We start from the raw sequence: 18,599 nt of genomic DNA, 5'->3' as shown, positions 1-18,599 counted from the left end.
TCATGTCGATCGAAGTTCGTAACGTCAGCAAGCGCTTCAACAGCTTCCAGGCCCTGGACAACATCAACCTGGATATCCACAGCGGCGAGCTGGTGGCGCTGCTGGGCCCGTCCGGCTGCGGCAAGACCACCCTGCTGCGCATCATCGCCGGCCTCGAGACGCCGGATAACGGCAGCATCGTGTTCCATGGCGAGGACGTGTCCGGCCACGACGTGCGTGATCGCAACGTCGGTTTCGTGTTCCAGCACTACGCGTTGTTCCGCCATATGAGCGTGTTCGACAACGTCGCCTTCGGCCTGCGCATGAAGCCCAAGGGCGAGCGCCCGAGCGAGAGCAAGATCGCCGAGAAGGTTCATGAGCTGCTGAACATGGTCCAGCTCGACTGGTTGTCCGACCGCTACCCCGAGCAACTGTCCGGTGGCCAGCGCCAGCGTATCGCCCTGGCTCGCGCTCTGGCGGTGGAGCCCAAGGTGCTGCTGCTCGACGAGCCGTTCGGGGCGCTGGATGCCAAGGTGCGCAAGGAGCTGCGCCGCTGGTTGGCGCGCCTGCACGAGGATATCAACCTGACCTCGGTGTTTGTTACCCACGACCAGGAAGAAGCGATGGAAGTCGCTGACCGCATCGTGGTGATGAACAAGGGTGTGATCGAACAGATCGGCTCGCCGGGCGAGGTGTACGAGAAGCCGGCCAACGACTTCGTCTACCACTTCCTCGGCGACTCCAACCGCCTGGCGCTGAGCGAAGGGCACCACGTGCTGTTCCGTCCGCACGAAGTGTCGCTGTCGCGCCATGAGACCGAAGGGCACCATGCCGCCGAGGTGCGTGATATTCGCCCGTTGGGCGCGACTACCCGGGTGACCCTGAAGGTGGAAGGGCAGAGTGAGCTGATCGAGGCCGAGGTGGTCAAGGATCACGACAGCCTCACCGGACTGGCGCGGGGGGAGACGTTGTTCTTCCGGCCGAAGGTGTGGCAGAAGGTGGCGGATATTTGAGCTGGCGCTTGAGATGAAAAACCCGGGCATGGTCCCGGGTTTTTTGTTGCCTGCAAGATTGCTGGGGCTGCTGCGCAGCCCTTTCCGACCGGTCCGACGCCTCGGCAAGGCCGCTCCCACATGGACCGCGCCAAGCCTGAGCTTCACTGCAAACCTGTAGGAGCCAGCTTTGCTGGCGATGCCCGGCATGGCCGGGCCAGGGGCACTCTGTGATCTATTGCTAGCAGGGCCAGCTTTCACAAGGAAGACAGTTGCCCCCACACATGGGCCAAGGTGCGCAATCCCCCTGTGGGAGCGGCCTTGCGTCGCGATCGAGGGCGTAGCCCTCGCGACAATCTGATGCCTTACGCGAATATTTCATATGCCCACAAGGCATCAACCAAGCACCCTATCGCCACACCCCATGAAAACCGGGGCTTAGAGGTAATCTCTCAAAATAAATATTCCAAAAGGCTATAACTTTAATTTTAAACATTACTTTATGAACTAAGCATCTGGCGCTGATGATTCAGCCACACACCTGAATCAACACCCCAGGAGCCTCAAGCAATGGGTAATGTCCAGACCGCCGCCCGGGCCTACGACCAGCCTTGGCGCCCCGCGCCGGGGGAGCTTGTCGAGCTTGGCCGCACCCTGCGCCTGCCGCTCGCGCAATTGCGCCTGCAACGCACGCCGGTCAGTGGCCTGAAGCGCCGCGACAAACTGGCGCTCGGCCTGCTGGTGCTGGTGCTGCACGGTGTCGCGGCGTACTGGGTCAGCCATCAGCCCACGCCCGAGCTGCCGGTCGTTGCGCCGCAGATTCCGCCCATGACCATCGAGTTCGCCGCCCCGGCGCCGCCAGTGGTCGAACCGCCACCGCCAGCCCCAGTGGTCCAGCCGCCACCACCACCACCGGTGGTCGACGAACTGGCCGCCAAGCCCGCGCCCAAGCCGGTCCCGAAACCCAAGCCTGCACCCAAGCCCGTGGCCAAGCCGCAGCCCAAGCCGGTCGAGGCGCCACCGCCAACTCCGGTGGCCGCGCCCGCACCCCCGGCGCCGGCTCCCGCACCACCAGCGCCCGCGCCGGTCACCCCGGCTTCGGCCAACGCCGCCTACCTGAAGAACCCGGCGCCGGAGTACCCGCAGATGGCCCTGCGCCGTGGCTGGGAAGGCACCGTGCTGCTGCGGGTCGAGGTGCTGCCCAGCGGCAAGCCGGGGCAGATCCAGCTCCAGAAGAGCAGCGGCCGTGACGCCCTGGACGCCGCCGCGCTGGCCGCCGTGAAGCGCTGGAGCTTCGTGCCGGCCAAGCAGGGCGACGTGGCCCAGGTGGGCTGGGTCAGCGTACCCATCGATTTCAAGCTTCGTTAACCCGCGACCGCACAAAGGAAGGACTACATCATGAGCCTGTTGGCATCCCCCCTCGAATCCGTTGAAAGCGCGGTCATCTGGCTGCTGGTCGGCTTCTCCGTCGCCACCTGGGCGCTGGCCCTGGCCAAGGTCGTGCAGTTCGTGCGCCTGAAGAACCAGGACAAGCGCTTCCACCAGCAGTTCTGGGCCGCGTCCAGCCTCGACTCCGCCGCCGAGCCCGCCCACGACCTGCCCGGCCCGGCCGCCCGCGTCGCCCAGGCGGGTTTTGCGGCGATCGCGGTCGGCGAGCCCGGCCAGGCCAGTGACCTGAGCCAGGCCATCAACCACCAGGACCGCCTCGAGCGCGCCCTGCGTCAGCAGATCGTCCGCGAGCGCCGCTCGCTGGAAACCGGCCTGGCGGTGGTGGCCAGTATCGGCAGCACCTCGCCGTTCATCGGCCTGTTCGGCACCGTGTGGGGGATCATGGAAGCCCTCAAGGGCATCAGCGCGGCAGGCTCGGCCAGCCTGGAAACCGTGGCCGGCCCGATCGGTGCGGCGCTGGTCGCCACCGGCGTGGGTATCGCCGTCGCGGTGCCGGCGGTGCTGGTCTACAACTACTTCCTCCGTCGCCTGAAGCTGACCGCGGCCGACCTCGACGACTTCGCCCACGACTTCTACAGCCTGGCGCAGAAGAGTGCCTTCCGCGTGCTGGTACACCCCGCGGTGCAGCGCCAGCACACCGGCTTCACCCAACCTGTGAAGGAGGCCTCCTGACATGGCCTTCTCGACCCAGGACAGCGATGAAGTGTTGAGTGAAATCAACGTCACGCCGCTGGTGGACGTCATGCTGGTGCTGCTGGTGGTGTTCATCGTCACCGCGCCGCTGCTGACCAACGCCATCCCCATCAACCTGCCCAAGACCGAGGCCGTCGCCCCGGTGGAGCAGAAGGACCCGTTGGTGGTGAGCATCGATGGCAGCGGCAAGCTGTTCATCAACAAGGACGAGATCCAGCCGGACCTGCTGGAGACCAACCTCAAGGCCGCCAAGAGCAAGGATGCCGAGCTGCGCGTGCAGCTGCAGGCCGACGATGGCGTGAACTACGGCGAGGTCGCCCGGGCGATGGCGGCCATTGAACGGGCCGGCATCAGCAAGCTGGCGGTGATCACCGCGCGCTGACCGGCAAGACCCTCTTCAGGCAAGCGATTCTCGCAGGTGCGTTGGGGCCATATCTCTTGGCAGGGGTTGGCCCCTTTTTTTATGCCCGGGCCAGCTTCCTCGGATCACTCGTTTTGGCCTTGTTTGGGAAATCTGACTCTCTGGTCAACTGCGCAAGAAGTTGCGCACTCGAATGTGGATAAGTGTGTGAATACATTGATGTAGAGCATGCGCAGCAAGGCCTACAGCCAACTGCGCAACTTTTTGCCACCACTGCGCAAAAAGTTGCGCAACTTTTGGATGGTTTTTTCTTTCTAGAGCATCCAAATGAATGCGTGACGTTTTTAAGTAATTGAAAGTACTAAGAAAATATTTTCTGGCACGACTTTTGATAACTCTCTTGCTAGCCAACTGGCAATTTCCTGCCAGAACAGGCACTTATCCAGCAAGGAGAGCAACACATGGCAACTCCCGCCTACATGGCCGTCACCGGCGAAAAACAAGGTCTGATCACTGCCGGCGCCTTCACCGCCGACTCGGTGGGCAACACCTACCAGGAAGGCCACGAAGACCAGGTCATGGTCCAGGGCTTCGAACACGAAGTGATCATCCCGCGTGACCCGCAGTCCGGCCAGCCGACCGGCCAGCGCGTGCACAAGCCGGTGAAGATCACCAAGGTCTTCGACAAGGCCTCGCCGCTGCTGCTGGCTGCCCTGACCTCGGGCGAGCGCATGACCAAGGTCGAGATCAAGTGGTACCGCACCTCGGCCCAGGGCACCCAGGAGCACTACTACACCACCGTCCTGGAAGACGCGATCATCGTCGACATCAAGGACTACATGCACAACTGCCAGGACCCGGGCAACGCCCACTTCACCCACCTGGAAGACGTGCACTTCACCTACCGCAAGATCACCTGGACCCACGAAGTGTCCGGTACTTCCGGTTCCGACGACTGGCGCGCGCCGGTCGCAGGCTAAGCCTGGACTCCACCGTAGCCCGCCGCGTTCGCGCCGCGGGCTGCGGTCGTTTTGACCATCGAATTTTCGCAACAGAGGGACAGGGATGTTTGCCGCCGCGAACCAGACCCATTTCAGCCTGCACATCGACGGCCTGGAGCATGACTTCCAGGTGCTTGCCTTCGACGGCAAGGAGGCCATCAGCCAACCTTACGCCATCGACCTGGAACTGGTCAGCGAGCACCCCTCGCGGGACCTGGAAAGCCTGCTGCACAAGCCCGCGTTCCTCCAGCTCGGCGACGACGGCCGCGGCCTGCACGGCCTGATCTACCGCGCCGCGCAAGGCGAGGCGGGCAAGCGCCTGACCCGCTACCAGGTCACGCTACGCCCGCAACTGGCCTACCTGGCCCACCGCATCAACCAGCGCATGTTCCAGCACAAGACCGTGCAGGAGATCATCGCCCAGGTGCTCGAGGAGCATGGCATCCTCGCCAACGCCTACCAATTCCAGTTGGGCGCGACGTACCCGCAGCGCGAGTACTGCGTGCAGTACGACGAGTCCAACCTGCAGTTCATCCAGCGCTTGTGCGAAGAAGAGGGTATCCACTACCACTTCCGCCACAGCGCCGACGGCCACCAGCTGGTGTTCGGCGACGACCAGACGGTGTTCCCGAAACTGGCCCCGGTGCAGTTCCAGCACGACTCCGGGTTGGTCGCCGACACGCCGATGATCAAGCGTTTCGCCCTGCGCCTGGAAACCCGCACCAGCAGCGTCACCCGCCGCGACTACGACTTCAAGAAACCGCTGATCCAGCTCGAAGGCGAGGCCGACAGCCATGATGAGCCGGCCCTGGAAGACTACGACTACCCCGGCCGCTTCCTTGATCGCCCGCGTGGCAAGCACCTGGCCAATCGCGCCCTGGAACGTCACCGCAGCGACTACCGCCAGGCGAGCGGCGACAGCGACCAGCCACTGCTCGCCAGTGGCCATTTCCTGACCCTGGCCAGCCATCCCAACGCCAGCTGGAACGACCTCTGGCTGCTCACCGAAATCCAGCACCAGGGCCGCCAGCCGCAGGTCCTGGAAGAAGCCATCACCAGCGACATCGACCCGCGCTTCGACGGTTTCCAGCAGGGCTACCGCAACTTCTTCGTGGTCACCCCGTGGGAGCAACCGTACCGCCCGCCGCTGAACCACCCGAAACCCAAGGTGCTGGGTGAGCAGCGCGCCGTGGTCAGTGGCCCGGCCGGTGAAGAGATCTACTGCGACGAATATGGCCGCATCAAGGTGCAGTTCTTCTGGGACCGCGAAGGCCGCTCGGACGACAAGTCCAGCGTGTGGATGCGCGTGGCCAGCAGCTGGGCCGGGCAGGGCATCGCCGGCCTGCAATTGCCAAGGGTCGGCATGGAAGTGCTGGTCAGCTTCCTCGAAGGTGACCCCGACCAGCCTCTGGTGACCGGCTGCCTGTACCACGGCGTGAACATGCCGCACTACAAGCTGCCCGACCTGAAAACCCTGGCCACGATCAAGAGCAAGGAATACAAGGGCAGCCGCGGCAACGAACTGCGCATCGACGACACCACCAGCGAAATCAGCATCGCCCTGCGCAGCGACCACGGCGCCAGTGCGCTGAACCTCGGTTACCTGACCCACCCACGCCCGAGCGGCGGCGCCCCCCGCGGTGAAGGCTTCGAACTGCGCACCGACCGCCACGGCGCCGTGCGCGCAGCCGGTGGCCTGCTGATCACCACCGAGCCCCGCGCCAACGAAGCCAAGCACCACAAGGACCTGCCCGAAACCGCCGAACGCCTGGCCACCGCCAGCGAGCAGCAGGACAGCCTGGCGGAGCTGGCCAAGCAGATGCAGGCCCAGGAGCCCGGCGACCAGGACGCCGTGGCCAAGGACCTGCACAAGCAGCACATGGGCATTCTCGGCAGCGGCCCGGGTGACCTCACAAAAAACGAGTTCGCCGAATTCACCCAGCCGCACCTGGTGGTATCGAGTCCGGCCGGCATCGCCCTGACCACCCCCGGCCCGAACCACCTCACCAGCGGCAGCCACCTGGCCCTGAGCAGTACCGGCCACACCAGTATGTCGATCGGCAAGCGCCTGCTGGCCAGCGCCAGCCAGGGCATGCGCTTCTTCGTGCAGAGCCTGGGCTGGAAACTCGTGTCGGCCTCCGGCGACATCGACATCCGCGCTCTCAAGGACAGCATCAACCTGCTGGCCAAACTCGACATCACTGCCAACGCCGACCGCATCATCCTCAAGGCCAAGACCGAGCTGGTGGTACAGGGCGGCGGCAGCGCGACGACTTACAACGCCAGCGGCATCACCCACGTTACCAGCGCCAACTACACCGCCCACGCCGCGCAGTTTGCCCACATCGGCGCGGCGAGCATGGCCGGTACTTTCCCCGAGCCGCCCAAGCCCGGCAAGGGCGCGCTGGAGCTGTTCAACCTGTATGCCAACACTAAGGGCATCAAGGCTGGCGACTACGAAGTCACCGACGCCCTGGGCACGGTACTCAAGGGCTCGCTGGACGGGCAGGGCTTCAACGCCGTGTCCGGCGCCGCGCCCGGGCCGGCCTGGGTCACCTTCGGCCGCGACCCGACGCCCCCGTGGGCGCCGAGCAGCTACATCGGCGAGGTCGAGTGGCCGGTGCAGCCGCCCGACCCGAACAGCCTGTCGACCCAGCTCGAATCGTTGGTCGACAAGCTGCCGCTGCCCAAGGGCGAAGGCGGCCTGTTCGACAAGGCCAAGCAGTTGGCCGGCAGCGGCATGGACGCGGCCAAGACTGGCATGAACCTGCTCAAGACCGGACAGGGCGCGATGCAGAGTGCGCAGCAAGTGCAAGGCGCGCTCAAAGGCGGCGTCGCCGGCCTACCGCAACTGGCCAGTGCCGCCAGCTCGGCGCTGCCGGCCGCCTCCAACGCCCTGGGCGCCGCCGGCAAGGCGGGCAGTGCTGCGCAGGGGGCCATGGCCAGCCTGCCAAGCCTGCCCAAGCTGCCGGCGATGCCCAAACTCCCCGCTTTCAGGGCCCCAAGCCTGAGCACTGCTACCGATCTTCTGCCAAGTGAACTGATGTCATGACCGCCGATACCTCTGAAAAACCACGTCCAGCCCAGGCGGCGGTCGTTCCCCTGGACCAGATCGGCATGGCCGACGTCAGCCGCGGCGCCGCCGTGTTCGACGCCTGGCTGCGCGAGATCAGCGGCGGCTACGTCAACCTGGAGCGGCTCAAGGACACCGCCGAGGTGTTGCCGGTAATCGGCAACATCATTGCCCTGGTGGATGCCGTGGGCGATATCGTCAACCTGGCCAGTGCCAAGGAACCCGACCCGTGGGATTGGGTGAGCCTGGGCATCAACCTGATCGGCGTGATCCCCGCGCCGCCGACCATGGCCGCGGCGCGCAAGGGCCTGCGGCCGATGCTGACCCTGGCCCGCCAGGAGCGCAAACAGGTCCTCGGCGACGCACTGGTCGAGATCATCGTCGGCCATCTCAACGCCGACCTGCTGGGCGAGCTGGACAAGTTCCTTGCCGACGCCGAAGGCCAGCTCACCCCGATCCTCACCGATGCGGCCAAGACCGGTGAGCAATTGATCAACAACACTGCCGATGCCATTGACGCGATCATTCTCGGCAAGCTCGACAGCAAGGGCGACCTGGACAAGGCCGCGCAACTGGCGCAGAAGGTCAGCGAAACCTGGAAGTCCGACCCGTCGGTGGCCTTCGAGAACGCCTTCGGCGCGCTGAGCAACGCCTACTCGGCGATGGGCAAGGGCGCGGCCAACACGCTCATGAGCAACGCCGTGCCCACCCGGGTGCAGGAAGAAGTGCTGGGTTACACCAAAAAATTCCGCACCCTCGGGCCACAAATGAGCGGCAAGCTGTTGAGCCTGTCCAGTGCGGCCAACCCGCATTCGATCGAGAACATGCGGCGTATCCTGCACAACAGCAGCGTGATCTGGCATGCCCGCAACCCCAAGGGCAAGGACACTGTGGTCAAGCAGAACACCGTCACCGAAGCGAAGGTGCAGGGGGCTCAAGGACGTACCGAGTCGATTACCACACAAGTGCCTGCCACCGGCGCGCCGAGTTGCTGCAAGAACGGGGTGCCATGCAACACCTCCAACCAGATCAACTTCGCCCTCGGCAGCGAAACGCTGTCGCATACCGATTTCAGCTTGCCCGGCCCGTTCCCGGTCGAGTGGACGCGGACCTACAACTCGCGCCTGGACAAGCTGGATGACGGCAGCCTCGGCGCCCGCTGGCTCACCGAGTTCACCACCTGCATCGATGTGCTCGACCAAGGCGTGGTGTTCCACGACTACGATGGTCGCAGCCATGACTACCCACTGCCCAAGCAGGGCAAGCCGCACCACGATGCGGTGGAGTATTTCACCCTGGTGCGTACCGCCGAGCAGCAACTGGTGCTGCTGCGGGGCCTGGATCGTCGCGAGACCTACGCCCGTCATGGCGACCGCTTCTACCTGACCCATATCCAACTACGTAGTGGTGCCGGCGCGATGCTGCACTACGAGCATCGCCATCACGACCGGCCGGTGCTGTCGGACATCAACACTTATCAGGACGACGACCCCACCAAGGTGCACCTGCAACTGGGTACGTTGCTCGATGACCATGGGCATATCCAAGGCCTGTGGCAGGTGGTCGATGGCAAGCCGCTGCGTCAACTGTGCGCCTATCACTACGACGCCCAGGGCGACCTGATCGCGGCCCAGGACGAACATGGTGCGGCCTGGCGCTACGCCTACCAGCATCACCTGATCACCCGCTACACCGACCGTACCGACCGTGGCTTCAACCTCGAGTGGGACGGCAGCGGTCCACACGCCAAGGCCATCCGCGAATGGGCCGACGATGGCAGCTACGAGACCCGTCTGGAATGGGACGAGCGCATCCGCCTGACCTACGTCACCGACGCCCACGGCCAGGAAACCTGGCACTACTACGACCAGCAGGGCTACACCTACCGCATCAAGTACCCGGATGGTCAGGAAGAATGGCTGTTCCGTGACGTGCGCAAGAACGTCATCCGCCACGTCCACCCCGACGGCAGCCAGGACCGCTACGTCTACGATGAGCGCAGCAACCTGCTCAAGCACATCCGCGCGGATCACAGCGTGGAGCACTACGCCTACGACGATCAGGACCAACTGACCAAGATCAGCGACGCCGAAGGCGGGCTGTGGCTACGCGACTATGACGAGCGCGGCAACCTGGTCGAGACCGTCGACCCACTGGGCAACAAGACCGAGTTCGCCTACACCCCGGCCGGGTTGGTTAAGGCGATCAAGGACGCGCTCGGTAACGAGAAGAAGGTTGCCTACAACGATGCCGGGCAACTGCTCGAATACACCGACTGTTCCGGCAAGACCAGTAGCTGGGTGTACAACGCCTTTGGCCAGTTGACCGAGTTCGCCGATGCCGCCGGCAACAAGACCGCCTACGAATACAAGGCCGGGCAACTGGCCAAGGTCACCCACCCGGACAAGACCGAGGAGCGCTTCAACTACGACGCCGAAGGTCGCCTGCTGGCCCACGTCGACGCCCTCGACCGCTGCACCACCTGGGCGTACAGCGCCGCAGGCTTGCTCGCTGAACGGGTCGATGCCAACGAACACACCTTGCGTTATCGCTGGGACAAGCTCGGCCGCTTGATCGGGCTGGAGAACGAAAACGAGAGCAAGGCCAACTTCCTCTATGACCCGGTGGGGCGGCTGCTGCAGGAGACCGGCTTCGATGGGCTGGTCACCCGCTACCAGTACGACCCGTACAGTGGTCGATTGGCGAGCACCCAGGTCGGCCAACGTCGTATCGACCTGACTTTCGACCGCATGGGCCGATTGCGCGAGCGTACGGCACGCCTGGGGGATCAAAGCCAGAGCGAAACCTTCGCCTACGACGGCAATGGTCAGCTGGTTCAGGCGGTCAACGCCGCCAGCAAGCTGCAATGGTTCTTCGACGAGGCCGGTAACCTGACCCGTGAGCACCAGCACTACCTGGCCACGGGTACGCCGATGGTTGCGGTGTGGCAGCACGAATACGATGCGCTCAACCAGCGGGTCAGCACGATTCGCCCGGATGGCCACAAGGTCAGCTGGCTGACCTACGGCAGCGGCCACCTGCTCGGCATGACCCTCGACCAGCACGAAATGCTGGCCTACGAGCGCGATGACCTGCACCGTGAAGTCGTGCGCCATCAGGGCAATAAGCTGATGCAGACCCAGGCCTGGGACCCGGCCGGGCGCTTGCAGGAGCAACTGCTGGGCAGCCACGACGGTCAATCCACGCTGCTCAAGCGTCAGTACCGCTATGACGCCGCCGGCCAGCTGACCAACATCCACGACAGCCGTCGTGGCCCGTTGGAGTACCAGTATGATCCCGTCGGCCGCTTGCTCAAGGCCACCAGCCGCTTGGGCGTGGAAACCTTCGCTTTCGACCCGGCCGGCAACCTGCTGGACCAGAAAACCCAGGAACTGAACCGCCCGCTGGAAGCCGATCCGCGTCGTAACAAACTGATGGACAACCTGCTGCGCGAGTATGCCGGTACCCATTACCGTTACGACGAACGCGGCAACCTGATTCATCGTCTGCACAACGGCTCCCATGCCCATTTCACCTGGGACCTGTTCGACCGGCTGGCCAGCTACAACGACGATAAGCTCAAGGTCGACTACAGCTACGATGCCTTGGGCCGGCGTCTGCACAAGCATTCGGTGGCGCATTTCTGGGATCGACCCGAGGCGGGGACCGGCTGGAACCAGCTGCAACGGGCCAAGCGCCAACGTGAACTGGGCTGTGGCTTCACCCTGTTTGGTTGGGATGGCGACACCCTGGCCTGGGAAAGCTCACCACCACGCGATGAAGGCGACACCGGCCGCACCGTGCACTACCTGTACGAGCCGGGCAGCTTCGTGCCGGTTGCCCAGGCTCTGCGCAAGAGCCCGATCCGCCTGCACAAGCAACCGGATTGGAGCCAGCGCGAATACGACTTCGATCAGGATCCGTTGTGGCACACCGAGGTGAAACCACAGGCGTTCGAGGCGATTGCCTGGTACCAGTGTGACCATCTCGGTACGCCGATGGAACTGACCGATGAGCAGGGCCACGTTGCCTGGACCGGGCAGTACAAGGCGTGGGGCGAGGTCCGAGAGGAGCGTTCGGACTGGGCTAAGCAGCACGGTCTGAGCAACCCGATTCGCTTCCAGGGGCAGTACCACGACCATGAGAACGGACTGCACTACAACCGCTATCGGTACTATGATCCGAAAGCTGGGCGGTTTATCGGGCAAGATCCGATTCGCTATGTAGGTGGACTGAACTTATATACATATGCGCCTAATCCGTTGGCATGGGTCGATCCGCTTGGGCTGAAAGCATGCCCGAAAAAAGTGAAATCTCTGCGAGAGGGGCCTCAAGGAACGGTTGTCACAGTTAAGTCAAAGAAGGAAGCTCATGATCTGCTGCAGGAGGCGTTTCCTGATGCTCAGAAAGTTAGAGGGATCGGTTCGCAAGATGCTGCAGGCATTAGAAAAAAACATAAAATTGAACAGTTTAAGAAAAAGGATGGTGTTGTCCGCTATAGGAAAGACTATCCAATAGATTCTAATACTGGTCGTGTGTTTGGCCATGATGACCCTAAGGGTACAGGGCATGGCTCTTTACCTCATGTGAATATTAAACGCTCTGACGGGACAATGGTGAGGATTGATATAGATGGCTAGTTTTTCAGTTGAAAATTTGGTTGCCTCTATAGAGAAAGGTAAAGTAAGGGGCTATGACGAAGTGCGGGATATAGATGGGGGTAGCTACTTTTTTCAATATGCGATTAAAAAGCAAGGTGAAAAGTATGTTGCGTACTTTTTTTGCGTTCTTGAAAGTAAAATGGATGTGTTTGAGGATTATGCGACGGAAGAGCTTAGTGAGTTTTCAAGTGTGGAGGAGGCTTTTGACTATTTCAGGTTAAAAAATGTTGATGTGGGGAGGTTTTCTAGTATGAAAGGGGTTTTGCCTTTTTGACTGTAGGGAAAAGGGGGCGGATTTATTTTTACTGGCCTAAAGTAAAGAGAATAAATATCCCTCCTTTTTTGCTATTTCGCGAATCGCCGCGTGTTTGAGTGATAAGTCATGCTTGATATTTCATATTTATCTGATGCTCAGGGTGAAAAGCCTTCCTTCATTATTCATGATAGAGAATTCACATTGTTTGAGTCTGCCTTCTGGGCGCTCAAGCAGAAGACGGGAGTATATATAGATCCGTATGGTAAAGCGCGAATTTACCCCGATCATCAAAGGATATTGGTGGCTTTTTTGAGAGGTATTAGCGACGAGAAAGTTGTTAGTTTTGTGAGCTTTCTAGGTGTGTCAATTGAGGAAGATGAGGTGTTAATAGCTTATGGTGACTAGAAAGTCAGCGAGTAAAAGGGGGTAAGTAAAAGGGGACAGATGTGAATGGCACTTACTTAGCAGCCAACCCTTTGATCTGTAGGAAAAAAATGAAGAAGGGCTGGCCTTGGTCTACGGTGATAGTTGCGAACACACACCATTAAGCCAAGGACGCAGCCCAGAATGGATCGTAGACGTCAAATCCTGCAGCATCAACAGCAGCGCTTCCGCCACCATGCTTCGACCAGTGACGCTCAGGCATTTTTCGATCTCCTGATGGCCCCCGAACTGCTGAAGCGTGTCGAGTCATTGTTGCCAGCACATCGAGAGCGCCTATTCCCACCGACTGAAACGCTCTCGATGTTCCTGGCTCAAGCAATGAATGCTGATCGCTCCTGCCAGCAGGCGGTCAATGACTTTTCCATCAAGCGATCCTGCAACGGTATGAAGCCCAACAGCACTCGTACAGGCGCCTTCTGCAGAGCCAGGCAGCGCCTACCGGTGGAGATGGTCTCAACCCTGGTTCGTCACACGGCTTCATCGATCAGTGATCAAGCCCCCTCGTCGTGGCGTTGGAGGGGACGGCCGGTGCGTCTTGTTGATGGAACAACCGTTTCGATGCCCGACACGGCTGCCAATCAGGTTGCATATCCACAATCACGGGGGCAGAAGGTCGGCCTGGGTTTCCCACTCTGCCGAATGGTTGGCATTGTCTGTCTATGTAGCGGTGCCGTTCTGGACGCTGCTTTGGGCCGCTTCAGAGGTAAAGGTGGTGATGAACAGACCCTGCTCAGGTCAATGCTCAATGTGCTGAAAACAGGCGATATTCTGTTGGGTGATGCGTATTACGCTACCTACTTTCTGTTGTGTGAGCTGCAGCGAAGGGGCGTCGATGGGGTGTTTGAGCAGTACGGAGCGCGACGGCGCAGTACGGATTTTGCTTTAGGGCAACGTCTCGGACCGGAAGACCATTTGATCGAGCTGAAAAAGCCTGGATGCAGGCCGCCTTGGATGAGCATGGCGCAGTATGAACAGGCGCCGGAGAGGCTGACGGTGAGAGAGCTGAAGGCCGGTGGCAAGATCCTGGTGACAACGTTGCAATGCCCAAAGCAAACACCCAAATCAGCCCTCAGGTCGCTCTACAAAGGGCGCTGGCATGTCGAACTGGATTTACGAAACCTGAAAGCAACGTTGGGACTGGGAAAACTGAGTTGCAAAACACCAGGGATGGCCGTCAAGGAGCTGTGGGTCTATCTGCTGGCACACAACCTGATCCGAATGCTCATGTCACAATCGGCGTTAATGGCCGATTGCTTGCCCCGCGAGCTGAGTTTCAAGCACAGCCTCCAGCTATGGCTGGCGCTACGACAGCGCAGCTACGGCGAGGGGGAGGATCGGTTGGCAAGTTTGCTGATGCTGATTGCTCAAAGGCGTGTAGGCAACCGGCCTGGTCGTGTCGAGCCTCGGGCGATAAAGCGAAGGCCTCAGGCCTACCCCTTGCTGACCAAACCACGTCGATCAGCAAGGGCAGATATCCGGAAACATGGGCATCCGAAGCATGTTAAGTAAGTGCCATTCAAATCTGTCCCCTTTTTTCCTTTTTTTCATGGCGGGCGTGCCGAAATCGTGTGTTTAGATAAAGCATTAGAAGATGGTGTCGACCCTGCAGGTGGTAAGGCCAAGGCCGTAAATATCGGAAAGTCGGGGAAGGGACATGGGACTCACAAGCCAGCATGCAAAAGCTGTCGTGATGTAATGAAGCATTTAGGATTGGAGTGGGAATGAGCTTTGCGTACGGTGAGATTGTATGGCCTGAAGATGGTCGAGAGGCAAATATATTACTAAGGAGCTTTATGCTCAAAGCCCTCAGGGCAATCGGCTATAAGTTCCCTGAAGTGTTGCCGGATCCAATGAGCCTAGCTGATAAGTATGTTTCATGTGAAATCGTGCAGCTAGAGTGTACCGAATTGGCTGCAGAATGGAGGGGGCAAATTGCAGGCGTGGCGGGTGTTAGAGATTTCCATAGTAAAGATGCACTGAGCGCCCGTTTGGCTATGCTCTTGCTTAGTATTGATGAATCTGACGATCAAGAGATGATGTCAGAAAAATTAAGTTGGTTTATGGAGTTTCTTCAATGTGGTGGTGAGAACTACAAGTCGGCGGATGAAATTCTACTAAAGCATTTTATCCGCTACGTAGAGAAGTGAGGCTGCAGTAAAGCACCACAAAAATGGGCGAGTTTATTTTCACTATTCTATAGTGGAGGAAATAAATTCGTCCCCTTTCTGCTGTTAAATTTTCCAGAAAAGTGAAGGTGATTGCAAAAAAATGGCTGATGGCGTTTGACGCGATTGCCTGGGAGCAGGTGTGATTCACCCCCAGGCACCGCGACACTCAGTGAGTCATTCCCAGCTCGGCGTCATCCATCAGTGCCTTGGCCAGCGCGCTCAGGTAATACGAGGCCCAGAGCAGTTGCGGCTTTTCTTCCATGATCCCGGTGATGGTCAGGTCACGCACGCAGCCCATCAGTTCCGAAGCCTGTTCGCGGGCGTGCTGGCAGGGGATGCCGGGTTCGATGCAGAACAGTGGGATGGTCTGGCCTTCGCCTTGGTAGAACTTGGTTTTACCTGCGGTGGTGTTGGGGGTGGTTTCGTCTGTTGTCATTGTTTTTTCTCCCTGGATTTTTCGGGGCCTGGGCGGGCCCTTTCGCCAGCAAGGCTGGCTCCTACAGGTGAAACGCAGCCCCCGGTAGGAGCCGGCTTGCCGGCGAACAGGGCCGGGCGCGGGCTAGTGCAGCGTCTGTGGGGCCTTGGGCATCTGCACCTGGATCAACGCCGATTCGAGCAGCACGCGCAGCGATTCGACTTCGTGCATCGACGCCATCATCAGGATCGTGGCAGGGGACCTGGGCTGGGCCAGTACCGCCTGATGGGCCACGGTCAAGGCACACAGGGCGTACTCGGTGGCCTGGATGAGGGTGTCTTCGAGGGAGTGGGGGTTGTGGGGTGGGTCGGGGACGATCTTCAGCATAACGATTTTCCTTTCCGGTGCGGCCACCTGTCTGCTGTCAAACAGAGGGTGGCAGCTGTGCGTGGGTTGACAGACCGGCGAAAATCGTAAAATTCCGGCGCACGCAAGCGTGCCCGCACGCACAGCCGCCATAGAGGGCGAGCCGTACACGATTTTTCGTCGCAGCCTGTCAAAGCTGTGTCGTTGATATGCAACGACTCGCCGAGACTAGAGCGCTCCCTGAGCAGCCGCAACGGAAAAAAGGCGGCGGGAGTATGTTTGGGAAATGGACTACAAGGAAGGGGTTTAATCTGATTTTTTGGTGGTTCGTGGGGGGCTGGGGGTTCATTTTTGATTGGCGTTGTGGGCGAGAGGGCCTGCCACAGAATGTTCAGCGCCTATCAGATCGAGCGCCGCCCGCGCGGCGCATCGCGGATGAATCCGCTCCTACATTTGTTGCAACGTGCCGCATCTGGGAGGCCATGGTTGCCAGCCTTGGCGCATGGCTTGAGGCAGGTGGGGCGGCGGTGGCGACAAGCAAAAAATCGCGTCGTACAAACCAGGCGGACAACCATGGCCTATCGATCATGGCCACGTTGCAACCGATGTAGGAGCGGATTCATCCGCGATGCGCCGCGCGGGCGGCGCTCGATTTACGCACCACTACACATCATCAGACGGGCACCTGGTCGCCATCAAGACCCACCCAGCGCGTAGAGAAGCATTGCTTTTTGGTTATTAATAAATAGCTTCTTATTCCTTTACGCTAGATCTCCCCTCCCTATACTGGCCCCCAAGCACGCAAACACCTTGGAGGCGTCCCCATGCGCAATGAGTCGATTCGTTACCTGATTGTGCCGGGCTGGCAAGGATCGCCAGACAACCATTGGCAAAGTCACTGGCAGCGCAGCCTGCCCAACAGCGCCCGGGTCGAGCAGCACGACTGGCTGACCCCGCAGCGGCGCGATTGGGTGCAGGCCCTGGAGCAGGCGATTGCCGCCGAACGCTCGCCGGTGATTCTCATCGCCCACAGCCTGGGCTGCATCACCGTCGCCCACTGGGCCGCGCACGCCAGCCCTGAGCTGCTGCGCCGGGTGCGTGGCGCGCTGCTGGTGGCGCCGGCCGACGTTGAACGCCCGACCTGCGCGCCGGCCCTGCGCAACTTCGCGCCGATTCCGTTGCAGGCGCTGCCGTTCCCCAGCCAGGTGGTCAGCTCCGACAACGACCCGGCAGTGAGCGTGCCCCGTGCACTGCACCTGGCGAGTGCCTGGGGGGCCGAGGCGGGGTTGCTGACCAATGCCGGGCATATCAACGTGAAATCCGGCCATGAGCGTTGGGAGCAGGGCTTCGCCTACCTCTACCGCCTGCAGGCTCGGATCGACCAGCGCGCGCTGCGCCGCGCCTGATTCGGCACTTATCCACAGCATTGCCTTGAGCCTCGGCCGCTTGCGGTCGGGGCGGGAGTATTCCATGACGTTTCACAGCCCTTTCGGCCAGCCGCTGCTGACCTTCCCCGAGCTGGACAAGAGCCCGCTGAGCATCCGCGCCAAGGCGCTGGTGTTCGTCGATGAACGCTCGCAGGCGCTGCGCCGGGCCCTTGAGCGCCTGGCGCCACAACCGTTGCCGGTGCTGATCCGCGGCGAGACGGGCACCGGCAAGGAGTTGCTGGCCCGGCAGATCCACCGCGCCAGTGATCGTGGTGGGTTGTTCGTCTCGGTCAACTGCGCGGCCATCAGCCCGACCTATGCCGACGCCGAACTGTTCGGCTATAGCGCCGGCACCCAAGGCGGTACCGCCAGCAGCCGGGCCGGTTGGTTCGGTTCGGCCAACGGCGGCACGCTGTACCTGGATGAGATCGCCGACCTGCCCCTGGCGATCCAGGGCAAGCTGCTGGCGGCGCTGGAGAACCGTGAAGTGACCCGTGTCGGCGCCACCCAGGCCCAGGCGGTGGATGTGCGTTTGGTGGCCGCATCGAGCATCGACCTGGCCCAGGCGGTGCGGGCAGGCCGTTTCAATGAGCGGCTGTACCACTACCTGCATGAAGGTGAGTTGGAGCTGCCGGCGCTGCGCGACCGAGTCGGCGATATCTTGCCCTTGGCCGAGTACTTCGTCGGCATCTACAGCGTGCGCCTGGACCGCTCGGTGCCCCTGATCAGCGAGGCGGCGCAGCAGGCGCTGGAAGCCCATGCCTGGCCAGGTAACACACGCGAGCTGGAGAACGTTATCCACTTTGCACTGCTGGTCAGTGACGGCGATGAAATCCTCCCGGAGCACCTCGACTTACCGGACACCAGCCCCCTGGCCAGCCTGGCGCGGCAGTTGGAGCAGCTACGTCGTGGCGGTGAAGCGCAGACCCTCGGTGAACTGCGTCGGCTGCTGGGTGAAGCCCTGGCGCGGCTGGATGAAGGCGCGTTCTAGACGACCGTCTTGCAGTGTTTTTGAGATCGAGCGCCGCTCGCGCGGCGCATCGCGGATGAATCCGCTCCTACACAGGTTTGTTTCGGGCCAGTTCGGCGCGACAAGGCTGGCATCCAAGGCCCCACAGGTGCGGCACGTTGCAACGAATGTAGGAGCGGATTCATCCGCGATGCGCCGCGCGGGCGGCGCTCGATCTAATACGCGCTGTAACTCTCCAATGCCTAATCGGAATAAGCAGCTAATCAAAAGATATTGTTACGGAATAAAAATAATCGGTATTGTCCGTTTCATGCCCACCCGAACGGATGGGCACCCGACGTCGC

General features: G+C 61.2%; 15 protein-coding genes. 13 read left to right on the top strand and 2 right to left on the bottom strand.

Going from position 1 to position 18,599, the window contains the following annotated elements; all coding sequences use genetic code 11:
- Window positions 1-2 precede the first annotated feature (2 nt).
- From PSEEN_RS24420 to PSEEN_RS24375, 11 genes are all read left to right on the top strand, one after another.
- Window positions 3-992, top strand: coding sequence for a sulfate/molybdate ABC transporter ATP-binding protein (locus tag PSEEN_RS24420; RefSeq protein WP_011536261.1), 990 nt, complete (start codon window positions 3-5; stop codon window positions 990-992).
- Window positions 993-1,541: 549 nt separating this feature from the next.
- Window positions 1,542-2,339 carry an energy transducer TonB gene (locus PSEEN_RS24415; protein ID WP_011536260.1) on the top strand — a complete coding sequence of 266 codons (798 nt, stop codon included), beginning with the start codon at window positions 1,542-1,544 and terminating at the stop codon, window positions 2,337-2,339.
- Between the two features lie 30 nt (window positions 2,340-2,369).
- Window positions 2,370-3,092 carry a MotA/TolQ/ExbB proton channel family protein gene (locus PSEEN_RS24410; protein WP_011536259.1) on the top strand — a complete coding sequence of 241 codons (723 nt, stop codon included), beginning with the start codon at window positions 2,370-2,372 and terminating at the stop codon, window positions 3,090-3,092.
- A gap of 1 nt (window position 3,093) precedes the next feature.
- Entirely contained in the window at window positions 3,094-3,495 is a 402-nt protein-coding gene (locus tag PSEEN_RS24405; protein WP_011536258.1) for an ExbD/TolR family protein, read from the top strand.
- Between the two features lie 440 nt (window positions 3,496-3,935).
- Window positions 3,936-4,454, top strand: coding sequence for an Hcp family type VI secretion system effector (locus tag PSEEN_RS24400; protein ID WP_011536257.1), 519 nt, complete (start codon window positions 3,936-3,938; stop codon window positions 4,452-4,454).
- A gap of 85 nt (window positions 4,455-4,539) precedes the next feature.
- Window positions 4,540-7,527 (top strand): type VI secretion system Vgr family protein, encoded by a 2,988-nt coding sequence (locus PSEEN_RS24395; protein WP_011536256.1) that lies wholly within the window; start codon window positions 4,540-4,542, stop codon window positions 7,525-7,527.
- A complete protein-coding gene (locus tag PSEEN_RS24390; protein ID WP_011536255.1) occupies window positions 7,524-12,188 on the top strand; it encodes an RHS repeat-associated core domain-containing protein in 4,665 nt (1,554 codons plus the stop codon). Before PSEEN_RS24395 ends, PSEEN_RS24390 begins: the two co-directional genes overlap by 4 nt.
- Window positions 12,181-12,483, top strand: coding sequence for a hypothetical protein (locus PSEEN_RS24385; protein WP_044488548.1), 303 nt, complete (start codon window positions 12,181-12,183; stop codon window positions 12,481-12,483). The genes PSEEN_RS24390 and PSEEN_RS24385 overlap by 8 nt, the downstream gene beginning before the upstream one ends.
- Before the next feature lie 108 nt (window positions 12,484-12,591).
- Window positions 12,592-12,870 (top strand): hypothetical protein, encoded by a 279-nt coding sequence (locus PSEEN_RS26410; RefSeq protein ID WP_011536253.1) that lies wholly within the window; start codon window positions 12,592-12,594, stop codon window positions 12,868-12,870.
- A gap of 162 nt (window positions 12,871-13,032) precedes the next feature.
- Window positions 13,033-14,418: an IS4-like element ISPen1 family transposase gene (locus PSEEN_RS24380; protein ID WP_011536252.1), complete on the top strand. Its 1,386-nt coding sequence runs from the start codon at window positions 13,033-13,035 to the stop codon at window positions 14,416-14,418.
- Between the two features lie 284 nt (window positions 14,419-14,702).
- Complete coding sequence (locus PSEEN_RS24375) at window positions 14,703-15,056, top strand: hypothetical protein (RefSeq protein ID WP_011536250.1); 354 nt, start codon at window positions 14,703-14,705, stop codon at window positions 15,054-15,056.
- A 187-nt stretch (window positions 15,057-15,243) separates the two neighbouring features.
- Here PSEEN_RS24375 and PSEEN_RS24370 read toward each other — a convergent pair whose 3' ends face one another.
- Entirely contained in the window at window positions 15,244-15,513 is a 270-nt protein-coding gene (locus tag PSEEN_RS24370; protein ID WP_011536249.1) for a DUF3077 domain-containing protein, read from the bottom strand.
- 123 nt (window positions 15,514-15,636) lie between these two features.
- Entirely contained in the window at window positions 15,637-15,879 is a 243-nt protein-coding gene (locus tag PSEEN_RS24365; RefSeq protein WP_011536248.1) for a hypothetical protein, read from the bottom strand.
- A gap of 803 nt (window positions 15,880-16,682) precedes the next feature.
- Here PSEEN_RS24365 and PSEEN_RS24360 point away from each other — a divergent pair.
- Window positions 16,683-17,264, top strand: a complete 582-nt coding sequence (locus tag PSEEN_RS24360) for an alpha/beta hydrolase (protein ID WP_011536247.1) — start codon at window positions 16,683-16,685, stop codon at window positions 17,262-17,264.
- Window positions 17,265-17,328: 64 nt separating this feature from the next.
- On the top strand, window positions 17,329-18,276 hold the full coding sequence (locus PSEEN_RS24355) for a sigma 54-interacting transcriptional regulator (protein WP_011536246.1): 948 nt from the start codon (window positions 17,329-17,331) through the stop codon (window positions 18,274-18,276).
- The last annotated feature ends 323 nt before the right edge of the window (window positions 18,277-18,599 follow it).

Source organism: Pseudomonas entomophila L48 (assembly GCF_000026105.1).
Lineage (GTDB): Bacteria > Pseudomonadota > Gammaproteobacteria > Pseudomonadales > Pseudomonadaceae > Aquipseudomonas > Aquipseudomonas entomophila.
This window is presented reverse-complemented; position numbering and strand designations above follow the sequence as displayed.

Bases quoted from the DNA above. Each gene is read 5' to 3' on its own strand.
- PSEEN_RS24365 (WP_011536248.1), bottom strand. From the start codon at position 15,879: ATGCTGAAGATCGTCCCCGACCCACCCCACAACCCCCACTCCCTCGAA.
- PSEEN_RS24370 (WP_011536249.1), bottom strand. From the start codon at position 15,513: ATGACAACAGACGAAACCACCCCCAACACCACCGCAGGTAAAACCAAG.
- PSEEN_RS24360 (WP_011536247.1), top strand. From the start codon at position 16,683: ATGCGCAATGAGTCGATTCGTTACCTGATTGTGCCGGGCTGGCAAGGA.
- PSEEN_RS24385 (WP_044488548.1), top strand. From the start codon at position 12,181: ATGGCTAGTTTTTCAGTTGAAAATTTGGTTGCCTCTATAGAGAAAGGT.
- PSEEN_RS24415 (WP_011536260.1), top strand. From the start codon at position 1,542: ATGGGTAATGTCCAGACCGCCGCCCGGGCCTACGACCAGCCTTGGCGC.
- PSEEN_RS24400 (WP_011536257.1), top strand. From the start codon at position 3,936: ATGGCAACTCCCGCCTACATGGCCGTCACCGGCGAAAAACAAGGTCTG.
- PSEEN_RS24390 (WP_011536255.1), top strand. From the start codon at position 7,524: ATGACCGCCGATACCTCTGAAAAACCACGTCCAGCCCAGGCGGCGGTC.
- PSEEN_RS24380 (WP_011536252.1), top strand. From the start codon at position 13,033: ATGGATCGTAGACGTCAAATCCTGCAGCATCAACAGCAGCGCTTCCGC.
- PSEEN_RS24405 (WP_011536258.1), top strand. From the start codon at position 3,094: ATGGCCTTCTCGACCCAGGACAGCGATGAAGTGTTGAGTGAAATCAAC.
- PSEEN_RS24375 (WP_011536250.1), top strand. From the start codon at position 14,703: ATGCTCAAAGCCCTCAGGGCAATCGGCTATAAGTTCCCTGAAGTGTTG.
- PSEEN_RS26410 (WP_011536253.1), top strand. From the start codon at position 12,592: ATGCTTGATATTTCATATTTATCTGATGCTCAGGGTGAAAAGCCTTCC.
- PSEEN_RS24395 (WP_011536256.1), top strand. From the start codon at position 4,540: ATGTTTGCCGCCGCGAACCAGACCCATTTCAGCCTGCACATCGACGGC.
- PSEEN_RS24355 (WP_011536246.1), top strand. From the start codon at position 17,329: ATGACGTTTCACAGCCCTTTCGGCCAGCCGCTGCTGACCTTCCCCGAG.
- PSEEN_RS24410 (WP_011536259.1), top strand. From the start codon at position 2,370: ATGAGCCTGTTGGCATCCCCCCTCGAATCCGTTGAAAGCGCGGTCATC.
- PSEEN_RS24420 (WP_011536261.1), top strand. From the start codon at position 3: ATGTCGATCGAAGTTCGTAACGTCAGCAAGCGCTTCAACAGCTTCCAG.